Here is a 26,763-nt window from a genome sequence, read left to right on the forward strand (position 1 = left end):
TCGCGAACGCTGTCCGGGCGGGCATCACCGTCTGAGAGGGCGTCTGAAGCGCGTAGTTTGTAATTGATTGCCAGTTACGTGTATCGCCAGGTTGAGACTCGGTAGTCGATGCCCGGCCTCGAAAGTGAATGACTTGCCGATGGTGTGTCTGCCGGATGGGAGCGGTACAGAGCCGAAGTCCATGGACTTCCCCATGAGATGAGGTGGCGCGCCGGTCGGCCATCAGGCGGGGCAGCAGCCGGGCCGTGAGGTGGCCCAGTGCACGTATTCGATCGCGCCGCCCTTGGAGACGACGCGGGCGCGGCGAAATTCGACACACGAAAGAAGGGGTGGGCCGGTCGATCGACCGGCCCGGGACTCTCCGAGGCGATCCGCGATCGGTGTCGCCCTGCGGACGCTCAATCGCTCGATATTCCGCCGTCGCGGTTGCCGTCGTCGGCGGTGGGCTCAGGCTTTGCCGCGCCCGGCACCGCGCATACTCCGGTCACGGGATCGCAATAGCCGTCCGGGTCGCTCTCGATGAGCTGCAGCGGCAGCGCCGGCATGGGCGTCTCGTCAACCATGGACCTGCTCCCATGCCTGGTCGATGGCGCTCACATATTGGCTGACGCTGACCGCGCCCGGGATGCCGAGTCGTTCGCCGAGGACGGTGAACGGCACTCCTCGCGCACCCAGAGCCACGGCGGCGTCGTGATCGGCTCGCACCGCGTCGGCGTAGCGGTCCGTGGCGAGGACATCGCGGATCTCGCCGCCGGGGATGCCGAGTTCCTCACCGAGCCGGATGAGTGTGCTGTGCTCAAAGGCATCGTCGTTGCCGCTGAACACCTCGGCCTGCATCGCACGCAGGTACTCCCACGAGAGGCCGTACTCCGCGCCCAGATGCACCAGGCGCAGCAGGTCGAACGTGTTGCGTGCGGGACGGTCGACCTCGTACCTCAAACCTTCGGCGGCGGCCTGCCTGGCCATCCCCTCCTCCATCGACCGAGCCTGCGCCGCCGAGACCCCGTACTTCTTCGACAGGTAGCCGAGAGTCGCGAAGACCTCAGCAGGCGCGGTGGGATCGAGCTGGAAGGTATGGACCTTCACGTCGATGTCGTTCGCATGGGAGGACTGGGCGATGGCGGCGCTCAGCCGCTGTTCGCCCAGATAGCACCACGGGCAGAGCACGTCCGCCCACACATCGATCGTCAGTCGCGTGGACGCCGCGACGTCTGCTGTCGGTTTCATCGTGGCCCGCCTTTCGGTAAGTTTGAGGAGACCCTCAAAGTCACTTTAGCACCGACTTTGAGTGCACCCTCAAACTGTGACGGGATGGACATGACGCGATCGAAGAGCGTGCGGCGGGACGCCCGCGAGAACGTGGCGAAGCTGCATGCGGCCGCGCTGGACATCTTTCTGGCGAAGGGCCTTGACGCCCCGCTGGAGGAGATCGCACGGGCCGCGGGCGTGAGCATCGGGACCCTCTACTACCGCTTCGGGTCTCGCGAAGGCCTCATCGATGCGGTCATTCCCGAGATCGCGGGCAGCAGGCTGCAAACCCTCGCCTCCACCGTGATGGCGAAAGACACCCCCAGCCAGCGTCTCGGAGCCTTTGTGCACGGCATGATCGAACTGCAACGCGACGACCCCGCGCTCAACGATGCGATCCTGCGCCGTTATCCGGACGCCGTCGCGTTGCTCGGAATTTGTGACCGATCGGCTGAGCTAGGTCAAACCCTGGTGCGCGAAGCACATGCGGACGGGTCGCTCTCGCCGGACTTCACCGAGCATGACCTGTTCTGCCTGCTCTGGCTGGCCGGCACCGCAAGCAGAGACCCCAATGCACCGACAGGCTGGCACCGCGTGATCACGCGCGCTCTTGACTCCGCGTGGGTTGCTGTGACGTGAGGGCTGCGTCGGACAGGAAGCCGCGCCCTTGCGGCGTACGCGGCCGCGCTTGGGGCGGGAGTTTGGGGTGTCGGCCCATCGCCCGTAGAGACGGGGCGACCTCTCAGCCCTCAGGCCCTGATGCTTGCCTGGCGTCGCCCGCGGCCGGATCCGAGGCACGGAAGGTGCGCCGGTACGCCGACGGGGCGACCCCCGCCTCCGCCGCCAGGTGCCGCCGCAGTGAGGTGGCGGTGGCGAAGCCGACCTCGTGGGCGACCCGTTCCACCGGCAGGTCGCTGGATTCCAGCAGGTGTCGCGCCCGTCGTAGCCGCTGCTGGGTCAGCCAGCGGCCGGGGCTCAGACCGGTCTCCTGCCGGAAGCGCCGGGCGAAGGTACGGGTGCTCATCGCCGCGTGGGCGGCCAGTTCGTCCAGTGACAGAGGCAGTTCCAGCCGCTGCAGCGCCCAGTCGCGGGTCGGCCCGGTGCCGGTTTCGCTCGCCGGCGGCAGCGGCCGCTCGATGTACTGCGCCTGCCCGCCGTCCCGGTACGGCGGCACGACGCAGCGGCGGGCGACCTGGTTGGCCACCTCGCTGCCGTGGTCCTGTCGCACCAGGTGCAGGCAGACGTCGACACCGCTGGCCGCCCCCGCGGAGGTCAGCACGTCACCGTGGTCGACGAAGAGCACGCCGGCGTCGAGCTGGACCCGGGGGAACAACTCCTGGAAGTGGTCGGTGAGGGCCCAGTGGGTGGTGGCCCGGCGCCCGTCCAGGAGACCTGCGGCGGCCAGCAGGAAGGCGCCGGTGCAGATGGACACCAGACGGGTGCCGGGGCGGACGCGGGACAGGGCGGCGAGGGCCTGCGGGTCCGGGGCGGCGGCCGAGGCCCGGGAGATCGCGTACGGAGGGATGACCACGGTGTCCGCCTCGGCCAGCACCTGGGGACCGTGGCCGGGGGTGACGGTCAGGTCCGCGTCGGTACGCACGGGCTGCCCGTCCACGCTCGCGGACAGCACCTCGTAGCGGCCGTCGGCGGAACCCAGGACCCGGTGCGGGATGCCGAGTTCGAAGGGGTAGACGCCGTCGAGGGCAAGGACGACGACCTTGTGGGCGCCGGGCCGCGGGCCCGGGTCCAGTTCGGCCGCACGGTCGGCGAGGTCACGGGCCCGGGAGGACGCGGCGGACGCGGGGCGGGCGCCGGGAACGCAGCGGGCGGCAGGGTCGATGGGCATGGCAAGAATGTATCGGAGGCCGACCTTCTTGCCATCGCCCCGGGCCGGACCGTACCGCCAGGATCGAGGCATGACTTCGACGGACACCCCTGAGAACCTTGATTTTCCGGACCCGGCGGCCGCCACGGACTCCCCGAACCCCGCCGCCTCGGACGGCGCCCCCGTGATGCTCGCCCTGCACCAGACGGCCCTCGGCGGCCCCGAGGTCCTGCAGCTGACCGAGCTTCCGCGGCCCGCGCCCGGCCCCGGGGAGATCCTCGTCGCCGTGCACGCGGCCGGACTCAACCCCACGGACTTCAAGCACCGCGCCCTGAGTATTTTCCTGCCGCCCCCGCCGCTGACCCTCGGTTGGGACGTCTCCGGCACCGTGGTGGAGACCGGCCCAGGCGTCACCCTCTTCCAGCCCGGTGACGAGGTGTTCGGCATGCTGCCCTACCCGTACGGGGCCGGCTCCCACGCCGAGTACGTGACCGGCCCCACCCGCGCCTTCGCCGTCAAGCCCGCCGGGATCGACCACGTCCAGGCGGCCGCTCTGCCACTGGCCGCGCTCACCGCCTGGCAGGCCCTCGTCGAGACCGCGGGCCTGCGGGCCGGGCAGCGGGTGCTGATCCACGCCGCGGCCGGCGGTGTCGGTCATCTCGCCGTACAGATCGCCAAGGAACGCGGCGCGCACGTCACCGGGACGGCGAGCGCCCCCAAGCATGACTTCCTGCGCGAGCTCGGCGCGGATGCCTGCATCGACCACCACTCTGAGGACTTCACCGACACCGAGGAGCGCTACGACGTCGTCCTTGACGCCCTCGGCGGGGAGACCGCCACCCGTTCCGTGGGTGTGCTCCGCCCCGGGGGCGTCCTCGTCTCCCTGCTGCCGGGTGCCGAGGACACCCGGGCCGCGGCGGAGAAGGCACAGGTCCGCGCCGTCACCCTGATCGTTGAGCACGACCAGGCCGGGATGCGCGCCGTCGCCGAGCTCGTCGACCGGGGCAGGCTCCGCGCCCACGTCTCCGGCACCTTCCCCCTCGCCGAAGGCGCCCGGGCTCACGTCCTGGGGGAGACGGGCCGCACCACCGGCAAGCTGGTCATTACCGTGCGCTGAGGCGGGATGACCCGGGAGTCGTCCCGGGCCACGGCACAGGACCGTGGACGTCCCGTGCCGTGCGTGCTCCGACGGTCCGTGCCCACGCCTCAAGGAGAAGGCTCCCGACGCCACGAACACACGGCCAGTGACCTGCGCTAACGCAATCGCGTGTACCTGGCGACAACACTCTTACCGACACCCCGACTACTTCGCGCCCGAGGAGGTGGCTCGAACGACCCCGGCGTCATAGCCGGAATCACGACCCGCAGTGCAGGCTCACCTGCAGGACGGTCGGACCGCCAGGAGGGCTGTCCAGCAGGAAGGTCCCGTCGTGGGCTTCGACGCGGCGGCGCATGCCGACGAGCCCCGATCCGCGGCGCTCGTCCGCCCCGCCGCGGCCGTCGTCGATGATCTGGACGTGCAGCCGGTCGACGTGACGGCGCACCTTGACGGCGGCTTGCCGGGCCTGGCTGTGCTTGGCGATGTTGGTCAGTGCCTCGGCCACCACGAAGTAGGTGGTGGCCTCGACGGACGCGGCGGCCCTGGCCGGAATGTCAGCGTCGATCCGGCAGGGCAGCGGGCAGGACGTGGCCAGGCCGGTGAGCGCGTCTGCCAGGCTCCGGTCGGTCAGCACGGGCGGCAGGATGCTCCGTACGACCCCCCGAAGCTCGGCCAGCGCCTGCTCGGCGGCGCCCTGCGCCCGTTCGAGGGGCTCCCTGGCCGCGGACGGTGTCCCCTCTAGCGCACGCAGCCCCGCCCCGAGCAGCACGTTGACCGCCACGAGCCGATTCTGGGTCCCGTCGTGCAACGACCGTTCGATCCGCCGCAACTCGGTGGCATGCGCGTCCAGCGCGGCGGCGCGGGTAGCCGTGAGCTGCGCGACGCGCAGGGTCAGGTCGGTGTCGGGATCAGGCGCCAGAAGTCGCCGCCCTGGCCAGGCCTGCAAGCGCGCCATACCAGGCGCGACGATCATGGTCACGGCGATCCCGATCGGGGCCAGCACCGCGACGCCGAGAGCGCTGGGCAGGTCCCGCACGATCCAGAGCTCCAAGGCACCGGTCGCGGCTTCCTCCGGAGGCAGCACCCACCACCACAACCAGAAGGTGGCGTCCTGCACCGCGTGAACGGGGAACGTGAGCCCGACCAGGCCGAGGGCGAGCCCAGAGGTGGCGTGCGCGACCACCCAGCCCGCCTCGCGCCGCACGGTCCGGTCGGCGAGCGCGCCGCGCAGCCCGGCCGGCGTCCGCTCGGGCGCGATGATCTCGGGACCCCAGCGTGAGAGCCGGGCCCGCTCCCTGTTGGCGACCGCGCGCAGCCCGCGCAACGCCATGGGAACCAGTAGCAACCCCACACCGACCAGGCAGGCCAGCAAGGTGACGACCAGCAAGACGACCGTGACCATCGCCAGAATGCTCGTGCCGAGCCCGATGGCGAGGTGCTCGTGCGCGTCGAGGGTGGCGCGGGCACGCACGAACACGTTCCACCGAGCGGCCGGCCGCCGATGCCCCCCGGTCATCATGGCCCGCATGCGCACCTCCTCATCCGGACGCTAGCCGCCCCGGGCGGTCGTAGATCATCATCGGAAGGTATAGCAGCCTATACCGAACTTGTCTCACTGTTAGGGGAGTTGTCAGGTTTTAACCGCCCGTTGCCGCCTGGGTTCGCGGCCGTCCAGGACGCCCCGCACCGCCTCCGCGTCGACGTCAGGCCGCATCAGGTCCGCGCGCCCGTCGCGGAGAGTGGGAACCCGGCGCTCGCGTCCGCGCCACCGCCGGAGCGACCAGCGATCGGGCCGGCATCGGTTGAACAGGGCGACTTAGGCGTCCTTTGTGGAGAGCCGACTGGCGGAATCAGCCCGCATTGCTGGGTTCTCCGGTTCACGCCGGGTGAGCACCAAGGGGGCGTCCTCGGTGATGGCTACCGTGTGCTCGGAGTGGGCCGTGCGCGAGCCGTCCGCCGACCGAATGGTCCAGCCATCGGCGTCGTAGACGATCCGGCCGGTCGTGCGGGCGAACCAGGGTTCGAGCGCGAGGGTCAGGCCCGGCCGGAGCGTAAGACCGCGCCCTGCCCGGCCCTTGTTCGAAACGTGGGGCCCCTCGTGCATGGTGCGGCCAATGCCGTGGCCACCGAACTCGTTGTTGACCGGGTAACCGTAGTCGTGGGCTACCGCCCAGATGGCCGCCGAGATGTCACCCAGGCGGTTGCCCGGACGTGCCACCTCGATCGCCGCCTCCAACGCTTCCTCGGTGGCGCGGATGATCCGCAGGTCCTCCTCGGCGGCGGTCCCGACGACGACCGTGCGCGCCGAGTCGGCCACCCAGCCGTCGACGCTGACCGCGAGGTCCGCGCCGAGTACGTCGCCGTCGCGCAGCGTGTAGTCGTGGGGTAGGCCGTGCAGGACGGCGTCGTTGACCGACAGGCAGATGACGTTGCGGAACGGGCCGCGTCCGAAGGACGGCGCGTAGTCCCAGTAGCACGACTCCGCCCCGCGCCGTTTGATCATGCCGCGCACGTGGTGCTCCAGGTCCAGGAGGTTGACGCCCACGTCGGCGAGTCGGCCGACCTCGGAGAGCACCTCGGCGACGAAACGCCCGGCCACGTGCATGCGTTGGATCTCCGCAGGCGTCTTCAGTTCAATCACGAATACCTCGCGTCACAGAGTATTGGTATAGTTATACCGGAACTCTAACACTTGCCGGTATAATAATACCAGCCCTATCCTGGAAGCATGGTCCGTCAACCGCTCACACCCGAGCAGATCGAAGCCGGCAGGCGTCTCGGCGCCCTGCTGCGCCACGCGCGAGCGGGACGCGACCTGGCGGAAGTCGCGCACGCGGCTGGCATCTCGCCGGAAACCCTGCGCAAGATCGAGACCGGACGACTACCCTCTCCCGGATTCGGCACGATCGTCTGCCTCGGCGAGGCACTCAACGTGCCGGTTCAGGAGTTGGCAGCTACCTGGCGCGGCAACGACCTACCGCTGGAATCCGTCTCGTAGCCGCTGTTGCGCCCGCCCAGGGAGTCCCGGTGGACACCGGCCGGCCCCTCATCGGTATCCGGCCCACACCGGGCCGGTGGTCCACGCCCTGCTCAACACCGCCGATGCGGTCAGCGGCGCGCAGGACGTGGTCGTCGACACCGACGTCGCCCAGCTCGACGCGGTGGCGTGGGTGTGCGGTGCGCCTCTTGCGGACGGTGTGGGGTATCGGCTGGTTCCGGCGTGTTCGGCCGCGTCGGGCGATCTGTCGCGGGTGTGGCCGGACGCATGTGTTGCTGCCGGTCGGCGTGCTATGGCATCGACGCGATGAGGTGTCGATGATCGGTGAGGCGTTGACGCGCTCAGCGCTGGGTGAGGGGTTCCGGTCGATCGGCCGGGTGCTGGGGCGGCCCGAGGCCACGGTGTGGGCGTGGATCCGGCGGATACGATCAGTCGCCGACCAGGTGCGGTCGGCGTTCACGCTGGTGCGGGCCATCTTGGTGGCCGAGGTGGCGGCGTTGGCCGGGGTGGCCTCGCCGCTGGCCGATGCGGTGCTGGCGGCAGCGGCGGCGGCCGGGCAGGCCTTCGCCGAGTTGGGGGATATCGCTGCGGGGGCGCCCTGGGAGGTGGCCTGCGCGGTCACCGGCGGGATGCTGCTGGCTCCGCCGATCATCGGCTTTCGGATCAACATGAATCACACTCTGGTCGCTTTCGGTTGCTGACCGTCAGCCTCGTGGGGGTGTTTCACCGACCCTTCGAGGAGGACGAATGGTGACGAAAGCCGAAGAGGAACGGCGGGGGCGGGCCGAGGAGGCCCGCGCCATCGGGTTGTGGCGGTATGAAATCGTCCAAGACCTCATCGACCCGGCCCTGACCGCCAAGCAGCGCGGCGCGATGGCCCGCTCGATGGCCGAGCGGGTCCATATCGACTTGTCCGGCGAGCCGGTCACGGTCTCGCGCAAGACGATCGACCGGTGGCTGCGCTGGTATCGCATCGGCGGGTTCGACGCGCTGGTCCCTGCCCCGAAGCAAGCGCCGCCGCGCACCGCGCCGGAGGTGCTGGCGCTGGCCGAGGCGCTCAAGCGGGAGAATCCGGCGCGCACCGCCGCGCAGGTGCGGCGGATTCTGCGCATGAGCGCCGGCTCATCGCCCTCCGATCGCACCCTGCAGCGCTTGTTCGCCCGGCTGGAGTTGAAAGCGTCGCCCGCGACGGCTTTGTCGTCGCAGGTCTTCGGCCGGTTCGAGGCCTGTCGCCCGCACGAGCTCTGGCTCGGGGACGCCGTCCACGGGCCGGTCATCGGCGGGCGGCGGGCGATCTGCTTCGCCTTCCTCGACGACCACAGCCGCGCCGTCGTGGGTGCCCGGTGGGGTTATCGCGAGGACGTGGTGCGGATGGCCGCCGCGCTGCGCCCAGCCTTGACCGCCCGCGGCATCCCCCGCGCGATTTACGTCGATTATGCCGAGACTCGGGTTATGCCGATCTGGCGGGAAAGCCCCAGGTCAGGGTGGTTGTCGGTGTGGTGGTTCGGCATATTCATAGGGCTTCGAGGAAGGCCAGGAGCGGGTCGGGGGCGTGGTAGCGGCCGGGTTTGGTGCCGGGCGGGGTGGTCTTGGCGATAGCTCGTTCTTTCTGGGTCATGTCGGCGTGAAGGTAGTGCTGGACGGTGCCGACCTGCTCGTGGCCGAGCCAGAGGGCGATGACGGTGACGTCGACGCCGGAGAGGAGCAGGCGCATGGCGGCGGTGTGGCGCAGGGTATGGGCGGTCGGGTGCTTAGCCGTGATGGAGGGGCAACGTTCGGCGGCTCTGCCGGAGTAGAGGGTGATCCGCCGTTCGACGGCGTCTCGGCTGAGGTGGCGTCCGGTGGAGGTGGAGAACAGCGGCTCGTGCCCGTGGCCTTGGCGTTCATCGAGCCAGACACGCATGACTGCCACGGTGGCCGGCAGCAGCGGAGTCCGGCGTTCCTTCCTTCCCTTGCCGACGCAGTGAACGTTGGGCCCGTCACCGAGGTGCAAGTCGGCCAGGGTGAGCGCGGTCAGCTCGGAGACCCGCAGCCCGGTCTGGAGGGTGAGGGCGAGCATGGCGTGGTCGCGGCGGCCGGTCCAAGTGGTTCGGTCGCAGGCGGCCAGGAGCGCATCGGCTTCGGGGTCGGTGAGGTAGGTGAGCAGGTTGCGTTCGTAGCGTTTGGGCGGGATGGCCAGCACCCGCTTGATGGAGGCGGCGTGTTCGGGGTGGCGGAGCGCGGCGTAGTTGAACAGGGAGTGGATCGCGGCCAGGCGGGCATTGCGGGTGCGGATGCTGTTGCCGCGCTCGTGTTCGAGGTGGTCGAGGAAGGCGGAGATGAACGGGGCGTCCAGATCGGCCAGGTCCAGGGCGTTGGGCTTGATTGCGGTGTGGTCGGAGGCGAAGCCGAGCAGGAGCCGGAAGGCGTCGCGATAGGCGGTGATCGTGTGGGGGCTGGCCTTGCGCTGGGTCATCAGCCGTTCGGTGAAGAACGACTGCAGGACCGGCGCGACCGCCGTCATGACGCCGCCGTACTGGCTTGGAGGCGTTGGGCGGCCAGCTGCATCAGTTCGGGAACCGCGGACAGATACCAGAAGGTGCCGGCGGGGTTGAGGTGCCCGAGATAGGTGGGCAGGGTCGCCATCTGGCCGTCGACGTCGGCGCCGGACCGATACCAGCGCAGCAGGCAGTGAACGGCGAAGGAATGACGAAGATCGTGAATGCGTGGCTTGACGGTGGCGGTGCGGATCCCGATGGCGGCGGTGAGCTGGATGAACGCCTCCCGCACCGGGCCCTTGCTCAGGGGCGTGCCGCGGTGGGAGATGAAGAACGTGCTCGCTCTCGCCCGGGGGCGCAGCCGGTCTCGCAGATCGGCGTACTCACTCAGCGCGGCGGTGGCGGTGGGATGAAGCGGGACCAAGCGCGGCGGTCCGGACTTGGCGCTGGTGATGGCCAGGACGCCGGAGTCGAGATCAACGCCGTCGCGCTGCAGGGTCAGCGCCTCACTGATCCGCACTCCCGACACGGCCAGCAGCCCGAACAGAGCGTGGCAGGTCGCCGCGCGCAGCGGCGTCTTGAGCGTGCGGGTCGCTTCCAGCAGGCTGGTGATGTCGTGTTCGGAGAAGAGATAGGGGTCAGGGCGCTTGCCCTGGCCGGGGAACACGCCGCTGGGCGGGATCTGGGTGGCCGGGTCGATCGCCTGCATGTACTTGGCGAAGCCGCGGACGACGCCGAGCCGGTGGGTCCAGGTGACCGGGTGGACGCCGGTGGGGAGCTGAGCCCAGGCGATCGACAGCTCGTCGGTGATGGTGGAGGAGCCGGCGGTCAGGAGGTAGTCGGCGAACTGGGGCAGGATCCGGCCTGGCCAGTCCAGTTTGAAGCCCAGCGCTCGCCGCAGCCGCAGGTACTCGCGCACGTGATCATGCATCGCGGTCATCGCGGGTCACCGCCTTCGGGCCACGGCTGGGCGAGGGTGCGCAGCTGCTCGACGTCGATGCGGGCGTAGTTGGCGGTCGAGATGAGGCTGTCATGCCGAAGGACCTGACCGATCTCGGCGAGCGGCACGTTCGCGGCGACCATGGTGCAGGCGGTAGTGTGACGCAGCCGATGGGAGCCGATCGGGGTGATGCCCGCGCGGACGCTGGCCCGCCGGACGATTCCCGCGACCGCTTCCCGGGTCAGTCCCCTGGTCGGAGCGGTCATGGTCACGAACACCTCCCGGCAGCCGGCGGCCGGGCGGCTCCGCTGCAGGTATCGGGCGATCGCCTCACCGACATCGGCCGGGAGCGGGAGCCGATCCTCACGCCGTCCTTTGCCCCGGATCACCACCTCCCCAGCCCGCCAGTCGATGTCCTCCAGCCGAAGCCGGGCAACCTCGCCCGCCCGAACCCCCAACCGCAGCAGGGTCACCACCACCGCGTAGTCCCGACGGCCGACAGGACGACGCCTGTCACAGGCCGCCAGCAGCAGACGCACGTCCGCTTCAGTGATCCCCTGGGGCAGCCGGGAGACCCTGCGGCCGGTGGCCGACAGTGCGGCTGCCGCCAGGTCCGCCCCGATCAGGCCCTCCAGGTGGCAGTACCGCAGCAGAGCACGCAGCGACGCCACGAAGTACTGGGCCGCTCCCACCGACTTGCTGGTGCATTCGGTCAGTACCGCCGCGCTCACGTCGGCGGGTGTGAGTACGGCCAGGTCGCCGTCGGGCACCCGGGCGGCCAGGAACCGGGCCGCCCGGCTCACATAGGCCGTGGTCGTCATCTCGGCCAGACCCCGCTCGGCCCGCAGATACTGCTCGAAGTCGGCCAGCAGCGCCGGGATCCCCGGCTCGGGAACCGGTGCCGTCTCCACCGGCAGAACGTCCTGGGCGGCCAGGTGACCGAGCAGCGGCGCCATCCCGCGACGGGTGTTGCGTTCCCGATATCCCGCGGCTCGTCGTCCGGCCAGGAACTCCTCGACCCGATCCCCGGTCAACTCCTGCGGCGACAGGCCACGCACGTCCATCCACCGGCTCAGATGGGCCATCAACCGCATCTGCAACACCGCCGACAGCGGAGTGAACCCCATCTCCAGCAGCCCCATATGGAATCCTGCTGCGAACGAGGCCAACGGCCCCCTGACCCGTACTTCCTCGACCTTGCTCTTCGGCCTGCCCATCATCCCTCCTCCAACCGGGTTCGATAGTTGGAGAATGACGCTGGTTATGCCGACACATCCAGGCACTAAACAGCTACTGACCTGGGGCTTTCCCGCCAGATCGGCATAACCCGAGTCTCGGCATAATCGACGCTATGCCGACGTCGGCATAGTTGCGACAACGGCGCCGCCTACGTCGATGCCTGGCTGCTGCGCGCGTGCGCCTGCCTGGGCATCAAGCTGATCCACTCCACCCCGCACCGGCCGCAGGGCAAAGGCAAGATCGAGAGGTTCTGGCGCTCGATGCGCGGCTGCTGTACTTGATCGTCTTACGAGCATTTGGCTGGATCGCGCTGCTCGCCCGATCACAGGCGTCCAAGGACGCAGAGATCCTGGTGTTGCGGCATCAGCTGGCTGTGCGTCGCCGCCAGGTCGCCGCTCCCCGGCTGTCGTGGGCGGACCGGGCGATCCTTTCCGCGCTGGCGCGGCTTCTTCCCCGATGCCGCCGATGCCACCTGTTCGTCACACCGCGGACGCTCCTACGCTGGCACGCCGACCTGGTGAAGCGACGCTGGACCTACCCCAGGCATGGGCCGGGACGGCCACCGATTCGACCCACCATCCGCGCCCTGGTGCTGCGCCTGGCCGCCGAAAATCCGGACTGGGGTTACCGCGTCCCTGATCGTCCCGGTGCTGATCAACGTGTTCAACCTGGTCGTGCTGCGGGGTTTCTTCCAGAACATCCCGGAGGAGATGTACGAGGCCGCCAAGCTGGACGGCGCCGGCGACTGGAAGATCCTGCGCGCCATCGTGCTGCCGCTGTCGAAAGCGGCTCTCGCCGTGGTCGGCCTGTTCTACGCCGTCTCGTACTGGAACGCGTGGTTCACCGCGTCCATCTACATGGAGTCGGAGCACTGGCCTCTGCAGCAGGTGCTGCGCACCTACGTCATCAGCGGCGCGCAGATCACCGACTACGGGCTCGGCGAGCAGGTCGAGGCGCCGCAGACGTACCAGATGGCGGTGCTCGTCGTGGCGACGATCCCGATCCTCATCGTTTACCCGTTCCTGCAGAAGTACTTCAGCAAGGGCGTTCTCACCGGCGCTATCAAGAGCTGATTCGAGAGGTGGCCGCCATGACCAACTTCCCCCGCCCCTCGATATCGCGGCGTTCGCTTTTGCGTGCGGCCGGCTTCGGCGGCTCGCCCTCGCCGCGCCGTCCGTCCTGAGCGGCTGTGGCGGCGCGAGCGGCGGAGACCGGGGGGTGTCGAGCTCCGGGACCCAGATCGTGCCGTGGCCCGCATACATCCCGTTCGCCGGCGAGCCGGCGCCTGACCTCGCCTCCGACCCGGCCGGGGTTCAAGCCGCGTACCTCACCTACGCCTCAAACCTCACCTCGGCGGTGCCGGAGAAACCGGGCGACGGATCGACGATCAAGGTGATGACGATCACCTACGGCACACCACCGCCGTCGCTTTCTGAGAACCAGTACTGGCAGGCGGTCACCAAGGCGCTGGGCGGGCGCCCACGCCGCTTCGGCCGGCAGGCACGGGCATGACGACGTCTCATCAGATCGCGATGCCAGCGCAGGACGGTGTCCGGGCGGACGAGGAGTTGCAGTCGGCGCAGGATCTCGCGGGGCAGCGAGGTCAGAAGAGCGGCGAGAAAGGCCCGGTCCTCGGGGGCGAATCTCACTCTGGTGTCGGCGCCGAGTTGGCGTTCAAGGACGGTGATCTGGTGACGCAGGGCGAGTATCTCCACGTCCTTGTCCCGATCGCCCATGGGCAGCAACCGCAGCGCGGCGAACGTGTTCGTGACGGCGAGGTAGGCTAGGCGAAGGAGCACGGCCGATCATCCTGCCGCACTTGGTTCCGTCGCCTGGATGCTCGGAGCTCGCGCCGCCATGCGAAGCCCTCACATGGCAATGACCTGGGCGGATGTGATAATCGGCAGGCGCAGGGTCCCGTCAGACCACAGGTCAGAGCCATCATGGCTGCGTTTTGACGCGGCACACGCTGGTGGTTTCTCCCCGGCCCAGCTGGCTGAAGCGTTCTTGTGGACCGAACGTCGCAAAGTGTCCAAGGTCGGCACCGTCACCCTGCACCACAACGCCTACGAAGTCGGCCACGAGCTGGCCGGCCGCTACGTCGGGCACTGAACGCTACCGGTAGAGTCCGCACAATGCCCTGCCGCCGCCCTGGCCAGCCCTGCTCCCCGCGCTGAGAATCGGTCCAGGAGAACTAAGGAGACGGACATGGCGTACACGGGATTGCGTTTGAAGAAGTCAGCCGTCGTACTGAGCGCGGCCGTCATGCCGCTGGCGGGCGGGGCCGCCAGCGCGAGCGCCAGCCAGGCGCAGTCGGGCCCGGCGCCCACGGTGGCCTGTTTGGCGGCCCCGCCGCCGGGCGTCGGCTGGTGGAAGGACTCCGAGTACCTTAACCCCGAGGCGTGCCTCAAGTGCACGTCCGCGGGCGCCTTCTGGGAGTCCACCGGCGAATACAACGCCTACTGCAGACGGGTGAACAACCCGGCCGGCACGATCACCCGGGCGGACCTTTATCTCTCCTGCAAGCGCTGCCGGAACGCCGAGCCCTCCCGCCGAACCGGACGTGCGGGTGAAGTGGGTGAGCACGCTCGCGATCACTTCCTGAGGGACGGGGGTCAGATAGATCTCGCTGGTGCTGAGGTGCGCGTGGCCGAGGCCCCCATTGCACGTCGGTGAGCGGCATATGGGGCTCGCGGTTCCCGGACTACTACGACGTGATGGTCGGCGGTGCCGTGGACGTAGGCGAGTCGTACGAAGAGGCGGCGGTCCGCGAGCCGGCTGAAGAGCTGGGCGTTCGGGTACCGGTGCGCTTCCTGTTCGAGTTCCTCGCAAGCAGAACATCCGGCTTCCGTACAGAGATGAGATCACCACCCGCTACCCACTGTCCATGCTGGTAAGCGCGGCCACGGGGTGTGGAACGATCACGTGTCGAATCAAGTTGATGCACGAACGGTCTGCTACCAGTTCGTCCAAGGCGTGCTCGGCCCGGTATCCCACGTAGCCGAACCTTTCCACACCGGCCCCGCCGCCGAGGCCAAGTGGTCACGGGTGGCTGGTGTCGGCTATGGCGTCGCGGAGAACTGGAGCGCCCACTCGACTCCTACGGAGAGAAGAACATGCCAGCCATCGAGCGTATCGGGCCCCAGCCGGTGCCGCATGACGCCACCGAGGTCATGATCCCCATGCGGGACGGGATTCGGCTCGCGGCCGATCTCTATCTCGCCGGTTTGCCCCGCCCAGGGCCCGTCGTGCTGGTGCGCATGCCGTACGACAAGGGCGGCGTCTACAGCTTCATGCCGCCGATCAGCCGTTACTTCCGGGCGCACGGGTATCACGTGCTGGTGCAGGACGTGCGCGGTAAGTACCGCTCGGAGGGGGTGCCCGAATTCGCCGTCAACGAGGTGAACGACGGCTATGACACGATCCTATGGCTCACAGAGCAGCCCTGGTGCGATGGCGACGTGGTGATGTGGGGCGATTCCTACTATGGCTATACCACCATCGCCGCAGCGATCAGCAGCCACCCGGCACTCAAAGCCATCGCACCACGGGTCACCGGGTCCCAGCTGTCCATGCCGCTGGAGTACAGCGACGGTACGCGTGACGTCGAGCAGATGGCACGTAAGGGCTACTTCGCCACCCACTACGTGGACGCCCACCGCTACGAATGGGAACCCGACTGGAATATCCACCCATTGAGGGTAGTTTTCGAGCGCTTCTTCGACCACGTGGGAATCCGATCGGCGAACTTCGACGCCGAGTTTCTCGGCGATTCGCGATTCGTGCCGGCCCCGCTCCAAGCGCTGCTGGAGAGCCCGCCCGTCCCCATCCTGTACACGATCGGCTGGTTCGACATCTGCGCTGTCTGGGCCTGGCACGACGTGCGCGCCTTGTCCCGGCACCCCGCCTGGGCCGAACACCTCCATCTGCGCCTCGAAGCCATCGACCACGAGAACTACTGGCTCGGCCATGCCCCCGTCGTCCCGGACGATGACCACAGGACCGATCCCGCCGCCCTGGAGCGATTGCTGCCGCGCTACGTCAACCCCGCGATCGAGTTCTTCGACGCCGTACTGGGTCGCCGCGACGCGCCCCCGCCGCGCGTGCGCTACGAGATCTGCCACGGCGAGTGGCACGACAGCACGACCTGGCCGCCGCCCGGCGCTGGCCGCCTCGAATACCACCTGACTCCGGGGGTCCTCACCGCCGAACCGGCGCCGCAGGAGATCCGGCTGGAATGGACACATGACCCCGCCGAGCTCGTCCCCTCACCCGGCGCGGACCCCTTCGCCGCACTGGTGGACCGCTCGGATCTGGCGCCGATCGGCGAGCGCGACGACGTGCTGCGCTTCTCCGGGCCCGCCACCGGCCAGGACACCGACCTGATGGGTGCTGCGGCCCTGTCGCTGCGCCTCACCGCCCCGGCAGGGGCGAACATCCATACGCGCCTGCTGGACGTGACCCCTGAGGGACGCGCCTACCTCATCACTCACGGTCAGGCCCATCTTGACCTGGCCGCACGCGGTCAGCACGTCATCATCGACCTGCAAAGCATCGCCTACCGGCTGCGTGAGGGACACCGGCTCGCGCTCGACATTATGAGCAGCGACTTCCCCCACTACGTCCCGGAAGCACCCGCTAGCGCCGATCCGTGGCGTGCCCTGCCCGGCGAGCCCACCACCAGGGAGATCACCTTGGGGGGACCCGCCGCATCCTGCCTGCGCATCGGCGACTGGCACATCGACGACCTACGCCCGCCCTCGGCAGAACACCTCACCGCATGAACCTCTACGTCAAAACTCGCGCGTATGGTCTGATCTGAGGTTTCACCAATCGAGCTAGGCGGCTCGGCGGTACTCGTTGATCGCTCCTCCGAGTACCTTGTGGCGTTCAATCCGGCCTTCCATGGACACCACCACCTGTTCGTCTTGATCGGGTGGTCGTTGGCTGCGCGCCTGGTGAGGTCGGTGGCCGTTGTAGCGATCGATGTACTCGTCCAGAACCGAGCGCAGGTGATGTTCACCGTAGATCAGCATGCGGTCGGTACACTCGGCGCGCACCGTACGGATCCTGTGGGGCTCGAATACTCGACCCACATGGTGACCTGCAGCTTTTGGCAAGCGGGCAAATCTTAAGCACCACCGTCTAAGCGATCGCTCAAAACGACTTGTGCAGTCGCTCAACTCGATTGAGCGACTGCACAACATTGCTTGAGCGCCCGCTTAATGGATGATCTTCGCTTATCAAAGACTTGCAGGTGAGACCGTCGGATGCGATTTTCGGCACTCGCACAGCTCATCCTTGCGGCTCGGCACAGGCGGCCCCTCCCGTGGACGTGCTTGGATGCGTTGTCTTCCCAGGTGTCCGGCGTCAGAAGGCACATGGCCTCTCGCAGCGAAGGTTGAGCGTTATCGCCGAAGGTTGGTGACCGATTGGCGGGTCGGCCGGGTTAGCTGTCGGTGCACGAGGGCCATTTGTCTGCCGCCCACTCCGGCCAGCTCGGCCAGCCCGCCGGTGGGGTGGGAATCTCGCCGCCGTCGAGTTCGGCAGCGTCAGGCACCTGGAACTGCTCCCGCCACGCATCCAGGTCGGCCTCGCTCATCGGGAACGTCTGATGCGGTGTTGTTTCCTGGCGATGCGCGATGCGGGCGAGCTGGACGTCTTTGTCCACGGGCAGGTGGACCACCTGGCATGACGCCCCGACCGACCGGGCCAGCCAGCGCAGTGCCGACCGTTCATCGCGGCTCCAGAGCCCGTAGTCGAGTACGACGCTGGTCCCCAGCCGCAGCGCCTGTAGGGCGACCGAGATGAGCCGCCCTTCGAGCACCCAGCGCTTGCCGTCGGCCATCGAATCGCCGAACAGCGGGATCATCCAGTGATCTGGGGTCAGCCGCAGCGCCCGGTGGGTTGCGGCGAGCTCTTTGGCGCGGGTGGTTTTCCCCGCCCCGGGGAGCCCGACCATCAGGAGCAGGGTGGCTGCACGCGGGTGCTGCATATTGCTGGGTCCGGCTGCATGCGGGTGCTGTGAATCGAAACGCTGCGACTGAGACATGACTTCCCTGATCAGGCAGGACGAACCGGCGTCACAGGAATATGAGTGACTTCCGGCAGGACACTGATCCGGCGGTACGTCCTGGCACTGCCCCATGCGGGGGCAGGCAATGGCCGCGGTTACAGGAACCGCGATACCGCCGCTAAGCGGCGGTTGTAGTCATGGGAGCGCAGCAGCACATGCCTTGATCATAGCGGACAGTCGATCCTGCGCTGACGGTCAGCACTACAACCAGCGCTGTCCTGTTCGGCGGGCATAGCGGGACTCTGTCCCTGGTCGGCTGGTGGTGCTGCCCGCCGCACGGGGACGCGGTACGGTGGGCACGGCGAAGCCTCCAGCCACGTTCGCCACGGAAACTTCGCTGAGACGAACCTACCGGTCACCACTGTTCAGTGAGAACGATCAACCTCCACGCGACAGGACAGCACAGGACAGGAAGGAAACCAGTGTCCTGTGCCAGAACTTCGTCCTCACGACCCTGGGGCTGACCTGCGGTGAGGAATCTTGAGTGGCGACCGTCCATTAGGACCTCTCGCAACGGCCGCTTAGGCCAGAGGCGGCGAGCAAGATTCATTGGCAATCGAGGAAGATCTCCTGGCACCGGACAGCCAGGTGAGCAGCCTTGCCCGGAAGTTGTTCGAAACTGCGGTGACCTGCATAAACAGGAGCAGGAGCGGAGGGCAGAGAGGCTTTGGCGGTGGCGTTGGGGTGTGGTGTGGGGCTCAATAATAGGAATCGGTGTCTGACCTGCCGAATCTCGCCGGTTTCAGCTGGCGATCTTGTACTCGTTGATGAGGCCGCCGAGGACGGCTCTGCGGTGTACTCGGTGGTTGGCCAGGTCGATGGGTGTTGGCGGTCCTGTTTCGGCTTGCGCTGGGGACAACTGTCGGATGCTGCGGTGAGGTCGGGCTGTGTTGTAGTGCTCCAGGTAGCGGGTGAGAGTTCGGCGTAGGTGTTGCTCGTTGAGGATGAGCATCCTGTCCAGGAGTTCGCGGCGTAGGGTGCCGATGAACCGTTCGCAGTGTGCGTTCGCTTTCGGGGCCTGCGGTGGACTCATGATGACCTGTAGGCTGGCGTCGGCGAAGACCGCGTCGAAGGCATCGGTGAACTGGCCGCCGCGGTCGCGGATCAGGAACTTAAGCTTCGTCATGTCGGTGCCTGCGTTCATCAGAAAGTTGCGAGCGGCCTGGGCGGTCCACGGCCCGGTGGGATTGGCGGTGACGCCGAGCAGGTGGGCCCGGCGGCTGCCCTGTTCGAGCATGATCAGGGCGTACAGGCGTGTGAGGTTGACGGTGTCCACATGTAGGAAGTCCACGGCGACGATGTGTTCGGCCTGGGCGCTCAGGAACTGCTTCCACGTCGGCCCGCCACGGCGCGGGGCGGGGTCGACCCCGCCCCGGTTCAGGATGTGCCACACGGTAGAAGCCGAGATCTTGTGGCCGAGGCGGGTCAGTTCACCGTGGATACGCCGGTGACCCCATCCCGGGTTCTCCGCGGCCATGCGCAGGATGAGGGCCTTGACCGCAGCTGCGGTGGGTGGCCGTCCGGGGCGGCGACGTTTGCTGTAGTCCCATTTCTTCCCTACGAGTGTGCGGTGCCAGGCCAGTAACGTGGCTGGAGTTACCGGGAAGATCTTGCCCCATTGGGGGCGGGGTATCAGGTGCGAGAGAGCCGCCAGCCACAGGCGGTCAGCTGGTTCGTAGCGTACCCGCGCGGTGCCTGTCAAACCGGCTGAGACAGTTCACGTCCAGGGAGATGGTGTGCGGGTGATCTAGCCCATGCTGTGGTGAGGGAGAGATCCATGTGACAAGAGACGGCCACTCCGTAATCCTTCGATTCGCTCATATCAACACGAAGGGGACGAAGTGGCCGTCAACGACATTGTGCCCGCTGCCGGGGAGTACTTGGAAGACACCCTCGCCGCGGCGAGCCCGGACCTGCTCCGGACGATGATCCGCGAGTTCGCCCAGCGGATGATGGATGCCGAGGTCGAGCAGCTGTGCGGCGCCGGCTACGGCGAAGTCAGCAGCGAGCGGGTCAACACCCGCAATGGCTCGCACCCGGCCGTGGGACACCCGCGCCGGGAGCATCGAGCTGGCCGTACCCCGGCTACGGCAGGGCTCCTACTTCCCGGAAGGTCCGCGAGGGCGGCCGGACGGTGACTGTGCACGCCCTGGTCGCCACCGGCGTCAACGCCGACGGGCAGCGCGAGATCCTCGGCCTGGACGTCGTGTCCAGCGAGGATGGCGCGGGTTGGCTGGCGTTCCTGCGCGGCCTGGTCGCCCGCGGTTTGTCCGGCGTGCTGATGGTGATCTCCGACTGCCACGCCGGGCTGCGCGACGCGATCGCCTCCACCTTGCCGGGCGCATCCTGGCAGAGGTGTCGAACCCACTGTGGAGCCGTCAAGAAATAAGGCGTTGCTTTCCGATCTTGAACTCGTTGACTTGGTATGGGCATACCGAGCGAGGTCCGCGATCAGCTCGTCTCGCGGTTCAGAGTGCTGTTTCCCCATTTGAACGAGCGGCAGCGGCGTCTGGTGATGGGGCAGGAGGCTCGGCTGCTCGGACATGGTGGGGTGCGGAGGGTGGCGGTGGTGGCCGGGGTGTCCGAAACTACGGTCCGCGCCGGGGTGTTCGAGCTGGAGGCCGGCGAGGATCCGCTGCCGGACGGCCGTGTCCGTCGTCGTGGTGGAGGTCGCAAGGCCGCCGAAGCTCAGGACCCGGATCTGGTGCCAACACTGCTGGCGCTGGTGGAACCGGATGAGCGCGGGGATCCGATGTCGCCGCTGCGCTGGACCACCAAGTCGCTGCGCGATCTGGCCCACGAGCTGACCGGGCAGGGCCATCCAGTCTCGGCGCCGACGGTGGGCCGGCTGTTGAAGAAACAAGGCTTCAGTCTGCAGGCCAATGCCAAGACGCTGGAAGGCAAGCAGCACCCGGACCGGGACGCGCAATTCCATTACATCAACGAGCAGGTCAAGGCCCATCAGGCGGACGGCGAGCCGGTGATCAGCGTGGACACGAAGAAGAAGGAGCACCTGGGCGATCTGCCGAACGCCGGCCGGCAGTGGCGGCCCAAGGGCGATCCGGTTCGGGTCGAGGACCACAGCTTCTTCTTCACCGGCCCGGACGTGCCGCATGCGATCCCGTACGGGATCTACGACGTGGCCAACGACGCGGGCTGGGTGAACGTCGGAGTCGATCACGACACCTCGGCGTTCGCGGTGGAGTCGATCCGGCGCTGGTGGCGTGGCCGCGGCAGCCGGGACTACCCGAACGCGAACCGGTTGCTGATCACGGCGGACTGCGGGGGCTCCAACAGCTATCGCTACCGGTTATGGAAGGCCGAGCTGGCCGACTTCGCCGCTGAGACCGGGCTGGCGGTGACCGTCTGCCACTTTCCGCCCGGCACCAGCAAGTGGAACAAGATAGAGCACCGGCTGTTCTCGCACATCACCATGAACTGGCGCGGCAGGCCCCTGACCAGCCACGAGGTCGTGGTCAACAGCATCGCCGCGACCCGCACCCGCACCGGGCTGACCGTCGTGGCCGAACTGGACACCAACGCCTACCCACTGGGCGTGTCGGTGTCCGCCGAGCGGATGAGCATGCTGCCGATCGTCCCGCATACCGAGCGCGGCGCCTGGAACTACACGATCGGCCCGGCAGACGACAACCCGCACCTGCCCGTATGCGACGACCGGGCGCGCATCCGGTCCGAAAGCCTGCACGCCCTGGCCGATCCCCGGCTGACCGGGATGAGCCGCCAGGAGCTGAACGAGCTGGCCGGGTCCCTGGCCTCGCATCAGGCGGCCCTGGCCGAGCAGCGCAACTTCGAGATTCGCGGTGGCCCACGCCGACAGGCCAAGGCCGACCACGGACGACCTCTGCTCACCGCCGCCGACAAGGTCCTGATCGCCATCGTTTATCTCCGCCAGATCTGCTCTCAGCGCGTCCTGTCGGAGATGCTCGAGATCAGCCAGCCCCCGATCGGTCAGGCGGTCACCGAGATCGGCAAGTTACTGGCCGCCCGCAAACTCAAGATCGAGCCCACCGTGCTGCGCTTCACCAGCGCCGGTGCGCTTCGTGACTTCCTGGACAGCAACACCGTCCCGACGCGGCCGAACCGGCTGGCGCTGCTCGGAGAGCCGGCGCTGACCGGGATGAGCCGCCCGGAACTGGCCGCACTGATTGAGCGGCTGTCGCTGCGGCAGGCCGCCGAGGCCGAGCAGCGCAAGCATCGCCAGCGCGGCGGTGACCGGCAGGCCGGCGCCCGTGGAGGCATCTTCCAGCAAAAGATCACCGACGCCGAGCGCGTCCTGGCGGTCATCCTGGGCATGCGCAAAGTCTGCACCTGGGAGGTCGTAGCCGAACTGTTTCAAGTGAGCCGGCGAACGATCGGCAACGCCAAGCTCTGGGTCCGCCCGCTGCTGGAGGAGACCGGCTACGCCGTCACCCGATCCGCAACCCGATACTCCAGCGCCGACGCGCTCCTGAACGCCATCACACCGCACAACGACGACCCACGTGTCACAGAATCGACACCTTGATTCTTGACGGCTCCAGTGGGTGCGGCAGCGCTGCCAGGCCGCGCCGGGCAGGGCGGCGCCGATGGCCTCGATGAGGCCGCGGTGGGCGTCGGAGATGACCAGCTGGACGCCGGACAGGCCGCGGGCGATGAGGCTGCGCAGGAAGGCCAGCCAGCCGGCGCCGTCTTCGGCGCTGGTGACGTCCAGGCCGAGAACCTCCCGCTGGCCGTTGGCGTTCACGGCGGTGGCGAGCAGGCAGTGCACGTTGATCGTGCGGCCGCCCTCGCGCACCTTCTGGGTGAGGGCGTCGATCCAGACGAAGGTGTAGGGGCCGGCGTCCAGCGCGCGGGTGCGGAACGCCTCGACCTGCTCATCCAGCGCCTTGGCCATCTGGCTGACCTGGCTTTTGGAGATGTGCTTGATGCCGAGCTGCTCGACCAGCTTGTCGTCGCGGCGGGTTGATACCCCGAGCAGATAAGACGTGGCGACGACGCTGATCAGCGCCTGCTCGGCCCGGCGACGCCGTTCCAGCAGCCACTCGGGGTAGTAGGAGCCCTGCCGGAGCTTGGGAATGGCGAGGTCGATGGTTCCTGCGCGGGTGTCCCACTCGGTAGCCGTTGCGCGAGTTGGTCCGCTCGCTGCTGCGCTCGCCGTAGCCGGCGCCGCACAGGCTGTCGGCTTCGGCCGACATCAACGTCTCGGCCATGGTCTTCACCATGGATCGCAACAGATCCGGGTCGCCGGTCTCGATTCGGATGATGCTGAGTCGGTTCCCCCTGTGGGGTGATGACCAGCCCCTGCCATCGCTGCGATCTTCATGAAGACCGGGCAGGCCCTGCCCCGACTCTGGAGGATCGCCATGAACACCCTCGCGGAGACGCCGCCCGCGACCGGCCGGCTGCGTGCCGCGTGGGCGGCCGCCCACGCGCCCGTGCCTGCAGCGCCACGTTGGACGCGGATCGCCGCCCACGCTGTCCCGTTCACTGTGTTGCCGGCCAGCCTCTGGCGGATCGCGGGAGTCACGTTCCACCTGCCGATCAGCCACGGCGAGCAGGGCAGCGGGGAGTTGCCGCCGTGGCTGCCGATGGAGCTGTACGTGGTGCTGTTGTCGATCTTCTCGGAGCTGGTGGCGTTCGCCGCCGTGGGGCTGATCGCCCGGTGGGGAGAGGTGTTCCCACGCTGGATCCCCGGACTGCGTGGCCGAAGGGTGCCGCCGCTGGTCGCCATCGTCCCGGCGGCGCTCGGGGCGGTCGTGCTGACCTCCATGTGGACGCTGGTTGCGTTTTCCGTTGCCTGCGGCCGCGACATCTATGGCCGCGTACTGCCCGCGGACTTCCCCCTGGGGGTGCACGACTGGAAGGGTCTGTTGGCCATCGCCGCGTACGCGCCGCTCCTGCTGTGGGGGCCATTGCTCGGCGCGCTCGCCATCGTGTACTGGCGGCGGACCCGGGTCTCGAAATGAGCGACCACTGGGCCGCCAACGACGGCATCCGTGAGCCATCTCGCCAGTACCGAATCCCCAGAGGGCCGCCTCACCGCCTCCCGCGCTGGGCCGTCAGGGCGGCCTACGCATCGGCGCTGTCAGCAACCGTCGTTTCGTCCCGCTGCATACGGCGGACGAGCTCAGGTTCAGCGCCTGGTACGCGCAAGGCGGCGGGCCCTACCTGGCCGTCCTCAACGGCTTGGCGGAGTTGGCTGGGCCTCTTGGCAGTGAGCCTGATCCGGCCCTGGGTCCTGCTCTTCCCTGTCTGGGTATCGCTACGCTGCCAGGCGGTCGAGACGTACCTCGGCGGACGCTCGTCACCATGGCGCTTCACCGTGGCGGGCTTTCTGCTTGTCTACACGGTCGGGGCCGCCGTCCAGCTTGCCGCCGGCTTTCACGAGCAGGGCGCCTTCAGTCCATGGATCGTGGCCTACGGCATACGCAATTCCTGGTCTGGGGCACAGGACTGCTCCTCGCCGCAAGCTAATACCATTCCCGCACATCCCGAAGGGCCGTACTCCGGCGGGCGACGAGCTGTCCGCTGACATGAGTGCACAACGCGCTTGGCACCTCGCCTGGAGGCACCTCCTAGAGACCCCCGCCAATGCCCCGCTGCTCGGCCCCGGCGAAGACGAGGCCGAATTCGTAGGCCAGGACCGCGGCCTGGGTGCGGTCGCGGGCGCTCAGCTTGTCCAGGATATTGCGGACGTGCGTCTTGACCGTCTCCTTCGACACGTACAGCACCGCCGCGATCTCCGCATTGTTCTGCCCGAGCGCAATGTGCCGTAGCACGTCCAGTTCGCGCGGGGTCAGCTCGACCGGCACGGGCGGCTTCCTTCTGCCGTGATGCGGGGAAGCGATACGCCGCAGCGCGTCGGGGAAGAGCACCGCGTCGCGGCAGTGCACCAGCCGGATGGCCTCCACCAGCTCATCCGCTGACGCACGCTTGAGCACGTACCCCGCCGCGCCGGCACGCAGCGCGCCCCAGACCAACTGGTCGTTCTCGAACGTCGTGACCACGATCACCCGCGTCGTCGGCGAGTGGCGGGCCAGCTCCCGCGTCGCAGCGAGACCGTCCATTCGTGGCATACGGATGTCCATGAGCACGACGTCCGCGCCGGTACCGGCCTCGACGGCTTCCCGGCCGTCGGCCGCCTCCCCCACGACCTCGATGCCGTCGTAAACGGACAGCATCGCCGCCCATCCCGACCGGATCAGCTTCTCGTCGTCGGCCAGAACGACGCGGATCACAGCGGCAGCGTCGCCTGGATGCGCCATGTGCCGTCCCCCTCCTTCCAGCTGCACGTTCCGCCGGCCAGGCGGGCCCGCAGTCGCATGCCCACCAGGCCACGTCCCTCCCTGCCGGGAGAAGCCCCGGCCGTCTTGTTCTCCACGGTCAGGACCAGGTCCTTGCCAGCGGCAAGGTCGAGCGTGACCGAGCCGCGCCCATGGCGCAGGGCATTGGTGAGCGCCTCCCTGGCGATCGCGAAGGCCACGCGCGAGGTCGAAGCCGGGACCCTGTCGAGGCGGCCGAAGGTCGCGTGCACGTCCAGACCGCGGATCAGCGTACCGAGGGAATCCAGCGTGGGCGCCTCGACCTCGTCACCGTCATCCAGTACGCGGAGCAGCACGTCAAGGTCCTGCTGGGCGTCGCGAGCGGTGCTCACCAGATTGCCGAGCGAGTCGCCGACCTCTGCGACGCGTGCCTTGCGCAGCGCCGCCTGAGCGGCCATCGCCTGCACCAGAACGACGCTGAGCGCATGGCCGACCGAGTCGTGCAGCTCCAGGGCCAGCCTCTGGCGACGGCCGAGCTCCTCGATCACCCGGGACGGCTCGGAGCGCAGCAGGTGGCGCGCCACCCACCGCTGGCCGAACCCGGCCACCACCATCGCTGCCAGCGTGGCCACCGCGAGGACGCACACCCCCGCCAGTTCACCTGGCACCGCCCGCCACCGCGCCACGTCGCCCAACTGGACCAACCCGGGAGACAGCAGCAGGAACCCCGCGCCCAGGGTGGCGCCGCCATACAGGTGCAGGCTCGTCAAAGCCACCAGGTACAGCCGATCAGCCCCCTCGGGCACATCGACGCCGAGCAGCTCGGACAGCGCGGCCACCTCCAGACGCCGCATCAGCGGCACTGCGGCGAGCAGCATTGAGACGGGCAGGCACGCGGCCCACAGCACGAGCACACGCTCCGTGGTCTGCTCCGCCAAAATGACCAGGCCGAGCGCCACGGCCACCGGAGTCAGCAGGGCGGCACCCAGCAACTGATAGACCGCGGCTCTCACGGTGTGGACGACGGAGGCCTTCACGACGACCGACGTTAGCCGACGATCGCCGCCCGGCCTTCCCTCGGCAGGGGGAGGCGGCCGGAGGGTGGGCCGCCTACCGTGGGCGGCCATGAAATCACGTACACGGCTCGCCTTGTTGGCCGGGGGCTGGGCGGGGGCCGCCGTGCTCGTGCTGGTGGCGCCCGGGAACCTGGTCATGCGGCTGTCATTCGGCAAGCTCGACGACCCGGCGCTCGGCCGTCAACTCCTGAGTACGGCGCTGGGGCTCCTGCTAGGTTTGGCCACCCTGCGGTACGGCCTGCGCACGGCCACCGGGGTGCCCCGGCAGCGCCCCGACGGGACGGTCCATCCTGCGCTCTGGGCCCGGGTGGTGACGTGGGTGGCGGCGGGCGCGCCGGTTATGGGATTCTCGGTGCCGCACCTGTTGTGGGGGCTCGGGATTCCGTTCGGGGTGGCGGCGGGCGCCGTTGTGGCAGGGCTGGGTGGGTCGGCCGTGTTCTGGGGTCTGCTCGTGGCCGGGCCGGTGGCGGGGGCCGTGCTCACACTGGGGCTGATCAGCCGGTGGGGGCAGGTCCTGCCGGGG

General features: G+C 68.5%; 26 protein-coding genes and 3 pseudogenes. 14 read left to right on the forward strand and 15 right to left on the reverse strand.

All coding sequences use genetic code 11. From position 1 onward, the window contains the following. Positions 1 to 398: 398 nt before the first annotated feature. Complete coding sequence (locus tag ITP53_RS07055) at positions 399 to 563, reverse strand: hypothetical protein (protein ID WP_195894483.1); 165 nt, start codon at positions 561 to 563, stop codon at positions 399 to 401. Further along, positions 556 to 1,227, reverse strand: coding sequence for a DsbA family oxidoreductase (locus ITP53_RS07060; RefSeq protein ID WP_195894484.1), 672 nt, complete (start codon positions 1,225 to 1,227; stop codon positions 556 to 558). The genes ITP53_RS07055 and ITP53_RS07060 overlap by 8 nt, the downstream gene beginning before the upstream one ends. Positions 1,228 to 1,311: 84 nt before the next feature. Here ITP53_RS07060 and ITP53_RS07065 point away from each other — a divergent pair, with 84 nt between their 5' ends. Next, positions 1,312 to 1,887: a TetR/AcrR family transcriptional regulator gene (locus ITP53_RS07065; protein WP_195894485.1), complete on the forward strand. Its 576-nt coding sequence runs from the start codon at positions 1,312 to 1,314 to the stop codon at positions 1,885 to 1,887. Between the two features lie 103 nt (positions 1,888 to 1,990). On the opposite strand, the gene ITP53_RS07070 is transcribed toward ITP53_RS07065, so the two are convergent. Next, complete coding sequence (locus ITP53_RS07070) at positions 1,991 to 3,094, reverse strand: GlxA family transcriptional regulator (protein ID WP_195894486.1); 1,104 nt, start codon at positions 3,092 to 3,094, stop codon at positions 1,991 to 1,993. Between the two features lie 166 nt (positions 3,095 to 3,260). Between ITP53_RS07070 and ITP53_RS07075 the strand changes: the two genes are divergently transcribed. Beyond that, entirely contained in the window at positions 3,261 to 4,190 is a 930-nt protein-coding gene (locus tag ITP53_RS07075) for an NADP-dependent oxidoreductase (RefSeq protein ID WP_195894508.1), read from the forward strand. Between the two features lie 238 nt (positions 4,191 to 4,428). Here ITP53_RS07075 and ITP53_RS07080 read toward each other — a convergent pair whose 3' ends face one another. After that, on the reverse strand, positions 4,429 to 5,700 hold the full coding sequence (locus tag ITP53_RS07080) for a sensor histidine kinase (protein ID WP_195894487.1): 1,272 nt from the start codon (positions 5,698 to 5,700) through the stop codon (positions 4,429 to 4,431). 288 nt (positions 5,701 to 5,988) lie between these two features. After that, positions 5,989 to 6,813, reverse strand: coding sequence for a type I methionyl aminopeptidase (map, locus tag ITP53_RS07085; RefSeq protein WP_195894488.1), 825 nt, complete (start codon positions 6,811 to 6,813; stop codon positions 5,989 to 5,991). An 87-nt stretch (positions 6,814 to 6,900) separates the two neighbouring features. Here map and ITP53_RS07090 point away from each other — a divergent pair, with 87 nt between their 5' ends. The 3 genes from ITP53_RS07090 to ITP53_RS07100 all read left to right on the forward strand — a co-directional run bounded on the left by ITP53_RS07090 (position 6,901) and on the right by ITP53_RS07100 (position 8,769). Beyond that, a complete protein-coding gene (locus tag ITP53_RS07090) occupies positions 6,901 to 7,170 on the forward strand; it encodes a helix-turn-helix domain-containing protein (protein ID WP_195894489.1) in 270 nt (89 codons plus the stop codon). Positions 7,171 to 7,439: 269 nt separating this feature from the next. Further along, positions 7,440 to 7,871 (forward strand): hypothetical protein, encoded by a 432-nt coding sequence (locus ITP53_RS07095; RefSeq protein WP_195894490.1) that lies wholly within the window; start codon positions 7,440 to 7,442, stop codon positions 7,869 to 7,871. 46 nt (positions 7,872 to 7,917) lie between these two features. After that, positions 7,918 to 8,769 carry a DDE-type integrase/transposase/recombinase gene (locus tag ITP53_RS07100; protein ID WP_195894491.1) on the forward strand — a complete coding sequence of 284 codons (852 nt, stop codon included), beginning with the start codon at positions 7,918 to 7,920 and terminating at the stop codon, positions 8,767 to 8,769. Here ITP53_RS07100 and ITP53_RS07105 read toward each other — a convergent pair. The 3 genes from ITP53_RS07105 to ITP53_RS07115 are packed head-to-tail and all read right to left on the reverse strand — an operon-like array spanning position 8,684 to position 11,804. Further along, a complete protein-coding gene (locus ITP53_RS07105; RefSeq protein WP_195894492.1) occupies positions 8,684 to 9,673 on the reverse strand; it encodes a tyrosine-type recombinase/integrase in 990 nt (329 codons plus the stop codon). The two genes, ITP53_RS07100 and ITP53_RS07105, sit on opposite strands and share 86 nt — an antisense overlap. Then, positions 9,670 to 10,587, reverse strand: a complete 918-nt coding sequence (locus ITP53_RS07110; protein WP_195894493.1) for a tyrosine-type recombinase/integrase — start codon at positions 10,585 to 10,587, stop codon at positions 9,670 to 9,672. The genes ITP53_RS07105 and ITP53_RS07110 overlap by 4 nt, the downstream gene beginning before the upstream one ends. Then, positions 10,584 to 11,804 carry a site-specific integrase gene (locus tag ITP53_RS07115; protein WP_207755612.1) on the reverse strand — a complete coding sequence of 407 codons (1,221 nt, stop codon included), beginning with the start codon at positions 11,802 to 11,804 and terminating at the stop codon, positions 10,584 to 10,586. The genes ITP53_RS07110 and ITP53_RS07115 overlap by 4 nt, the downstream gene beginning before the upstream one ends. 669 nt (positions 11,805 to 12,473) lie before the next feature. Here ITP53_RS07115 and ITP53_RS07125 point away from each other — a divergent pair. Further along, a complete protein-coding gene (locus tag ITP53_RS07125; protein ID WP_207755613.1) occupies positions 12,474 to 12,899 on the forward strand; it encodes a carbohydrate ABC transporter permease in 426 nt (141 codons plus the stop codon). Positions 12,900 to 13,232: 333 nt separating this feature from the next. On the opposite strand, the gene ITP53_RS07130 is transcribed toward ITP53_RS07125, so the two are convergent. Then, positions 13,233 to 13,625, reverse strand: coding sequence for a hypothetical protein (locus ITP53_RS07130; protein WP_207755614.1), 393 nt, complete (start codon positions 13,623 to 13,625; stop codon positions 13,233 to 13,235). Positions 13,626 to 13,833: 208 nt separating this feature from the next. On the opposite strand from ITP53_RS07130, the gene ITP53_RS60120 reads away from it, so the two are divergent. The 4 genes from ITP53_RS60120 to ITP53_RS07145 all read left to right on the forward strand — a co-directional run bounded on the left by ITP53_RS60120 (position 13,834) and on the right by ITP53_RS07145 (position 16,610). After that, a complete protein-coding gene (locus tag ITP53_RS60120) occupies positions 13,834 to 13,938 on the forward strand; it encodes a Mu transposase C-terminal domain-containing protein (RefSeq protein ID WP_328814210.1) in 105 nt (34 codons plus the stop codon). Between the two features lie 96 nt (positions 13,939 to 14,034). Beyond that, the gene (locus tag ITP53_RS07135) at positions 14,035 to 14,502 is read left to right on the forward strand and encodes a hypothetical protein (protein ID WP_195894495.1); all 468 of its coding nucleotides are present in this window, start codon (positions 14,035 to 14,037) and stop codon (positions 14,500 to 14,502) included. Beyond that, positions 14,499 to 14,723 (forward strand): NUDIX domain-containing protein, encoded by a 225-nt coding sequence (locus tag ITP53_RS60985; RefSeq protein ID WP_195894496.1) that lies wholly within the window; start codon positions 14,499 to 14,501, stop codon positions 14,721 to 14,723. Before ITP53_RS07135 ends, ITP53_RS60985 begins: the two co-directional genes overlap by 4 nt. 141 nt (positions 14,724 to 14,864) lie before the next feature. Beyond that, positions 14,865 to 16,610 carry a CocE/NonD family hydrolase gene (locus ITP53_RS07145; protein ID WP_195894497.1) on the forward strand — a complete coding sequence of 582 codons (1,746 nt, stop codon included), beginning with the start codon at positions 14,865 to 14,867 and terminating at the stop codon, positions 16,608 to 16,610. Positions 16,611 to 16,664: 54 nt separating this feature from the next. Here the strand turns inward: ITP53_RS07145 and ITP53_RS59095 are convergent, their stop codons facing one another. From ITP53_RS59095 to ITP53_RS07160, 3 genes are all read right to left on the reverse strand, one after another. Beyond that, positions 16,665 to 17,033 (reverse strand): integrase core domain-containing protein, encoded by a 369-nt coding sequence (locus tag ITP53_RS59095; RefSeq protein WP_268960959.1) that lies wholly within the window; start codon positions 17,031 to 17,033, stop codon positions 16,665 to 16,667. 242 nt (positions 17,034 to 17,275) lie between these two features. Continuing rightward, positions 17,276 to 17,788, reverse strand: coding sequence for an AAA family ATPase (locus tag ITP53_RS07155; protein WP_236050537.1), 513 nt, complete (start codon positions 17,786 to 17,788; stop codon positions 17,276 to 17,278). 856 nt (positions 17,789 to 18,644) lie between these two features. Continuing rightward, positions 18,645 to 19,604, reverse strand: coding sequence for an integrase core domain-containing protein (locus ITP53_RS07160; protein WP_195894498.1), 960 nt, complete (start codon positions 19,602 to 19,604; stop codon positions 18,645 to 18,647). 154 nt (positions 19,605 to 19,758) lie between these two features. Here ITP53_RS07160 and ITP53_RS57085 point away from each other — a divergent pair. Together ITP53_RS57085 and ITP53_RS07170 are read left to right on the forward strand one after the other, a co-directional pair. Then, positions 19,759 to 20,270: pseudogene (locus ITP53_RS57085) on the forward strand (transposase); the annotation flags it as partial. 57 nt (positions 20,271 to 20,327) lie between these two features. Next, positions 20,328 to 22,427 carry an ISAzo13 family transposase gene (locus tag ITP53_RS07170; protein WP_195894499.1) on the forward strand — a complete coding sequence of 700 codons (2,100 nt, stop codon included), beginning with the start codon at positions 20,328 to 20,330 and terminating at the stop codon, positions 22,425 to 22,427. A 9-nt stretch (positions 22,428 to 22,436) separates the two neighbouring features. Here ITP53_RS07170 and ITP53_RS07175 read toward each other — a convergent pair. Then, positions 22,437 to 23,166 (reverse strand): annotated as a pseudogene (locus tag ITP53_RS07175) (IS256 family transposase); the annotation flags it as partial. Positions 23,167 to 23,265: 99 nt separating this feature from the next. On the opposite strand from ITP53_RS07175, the gene ITP53_RS07180 reads away from it, so the two are divergent. Further along, a complete protein-coding gene (locus ITP53_RS07180; protein WP_195894500.1) occupies positions 23,266 to 23,868 on the forward strand; it encodes a hypothetical protein in 603 nt (200 codons plus the stop codon). Between the two features lie 609 nt (positions 23,869 to 24,477). On the opposite strand, the gene ITP53_RS07185 is transcribed toward ITP53_RS07180, so the two are convergent. Both ITP53_RS07185 and ITP53_RS60125 read right to left on the reverse strand, forming a co-directional pair. Then, complete coding sequence (locus ITP53_RS07185; protein ID WP_328814216.1) at positions 24,478 to 25,140, reverse strand: response regulator transcription factor; 663 nt, start codon at positions 25,138 to 25,140, stop codon at positions 24,478 to 24,480. Further along, a complete protein-coding gene (locus ITP53_RS60125; protein WP_195894502.1) occupies positions 25,137 to 26,201 on the reverse strand; it encodes a sensor histidine kinase in 1,065 nt (354 codons plus the stop codon). Before ITP53_RS60125 ends, ITP53_RS07185 begins: the two co-directional genes overlap by 4 nt. 88 nt (positions 26,202 to 26,289) lie before the next feature. On the opposite strand from ITP53_RS60125, the pseudogene ITP53_RS07195 reads away from it, so the two are divergent. After that, positions 26,290 to 26,763: pseudogene (locus ITP53_RS07195) on the forward strand (hypothetical protein); the annotation flags it as partial.

It is taken from the genome of Nonomuraea cypriaca, assembly GCF_015645445.1.
Lineage (GTDB): Bacteria > Actinomycetota > Actinomycetes > Streptosporangiales > Streptosporangiaceae > Nonomuraea > Nonomuraea cypriaca.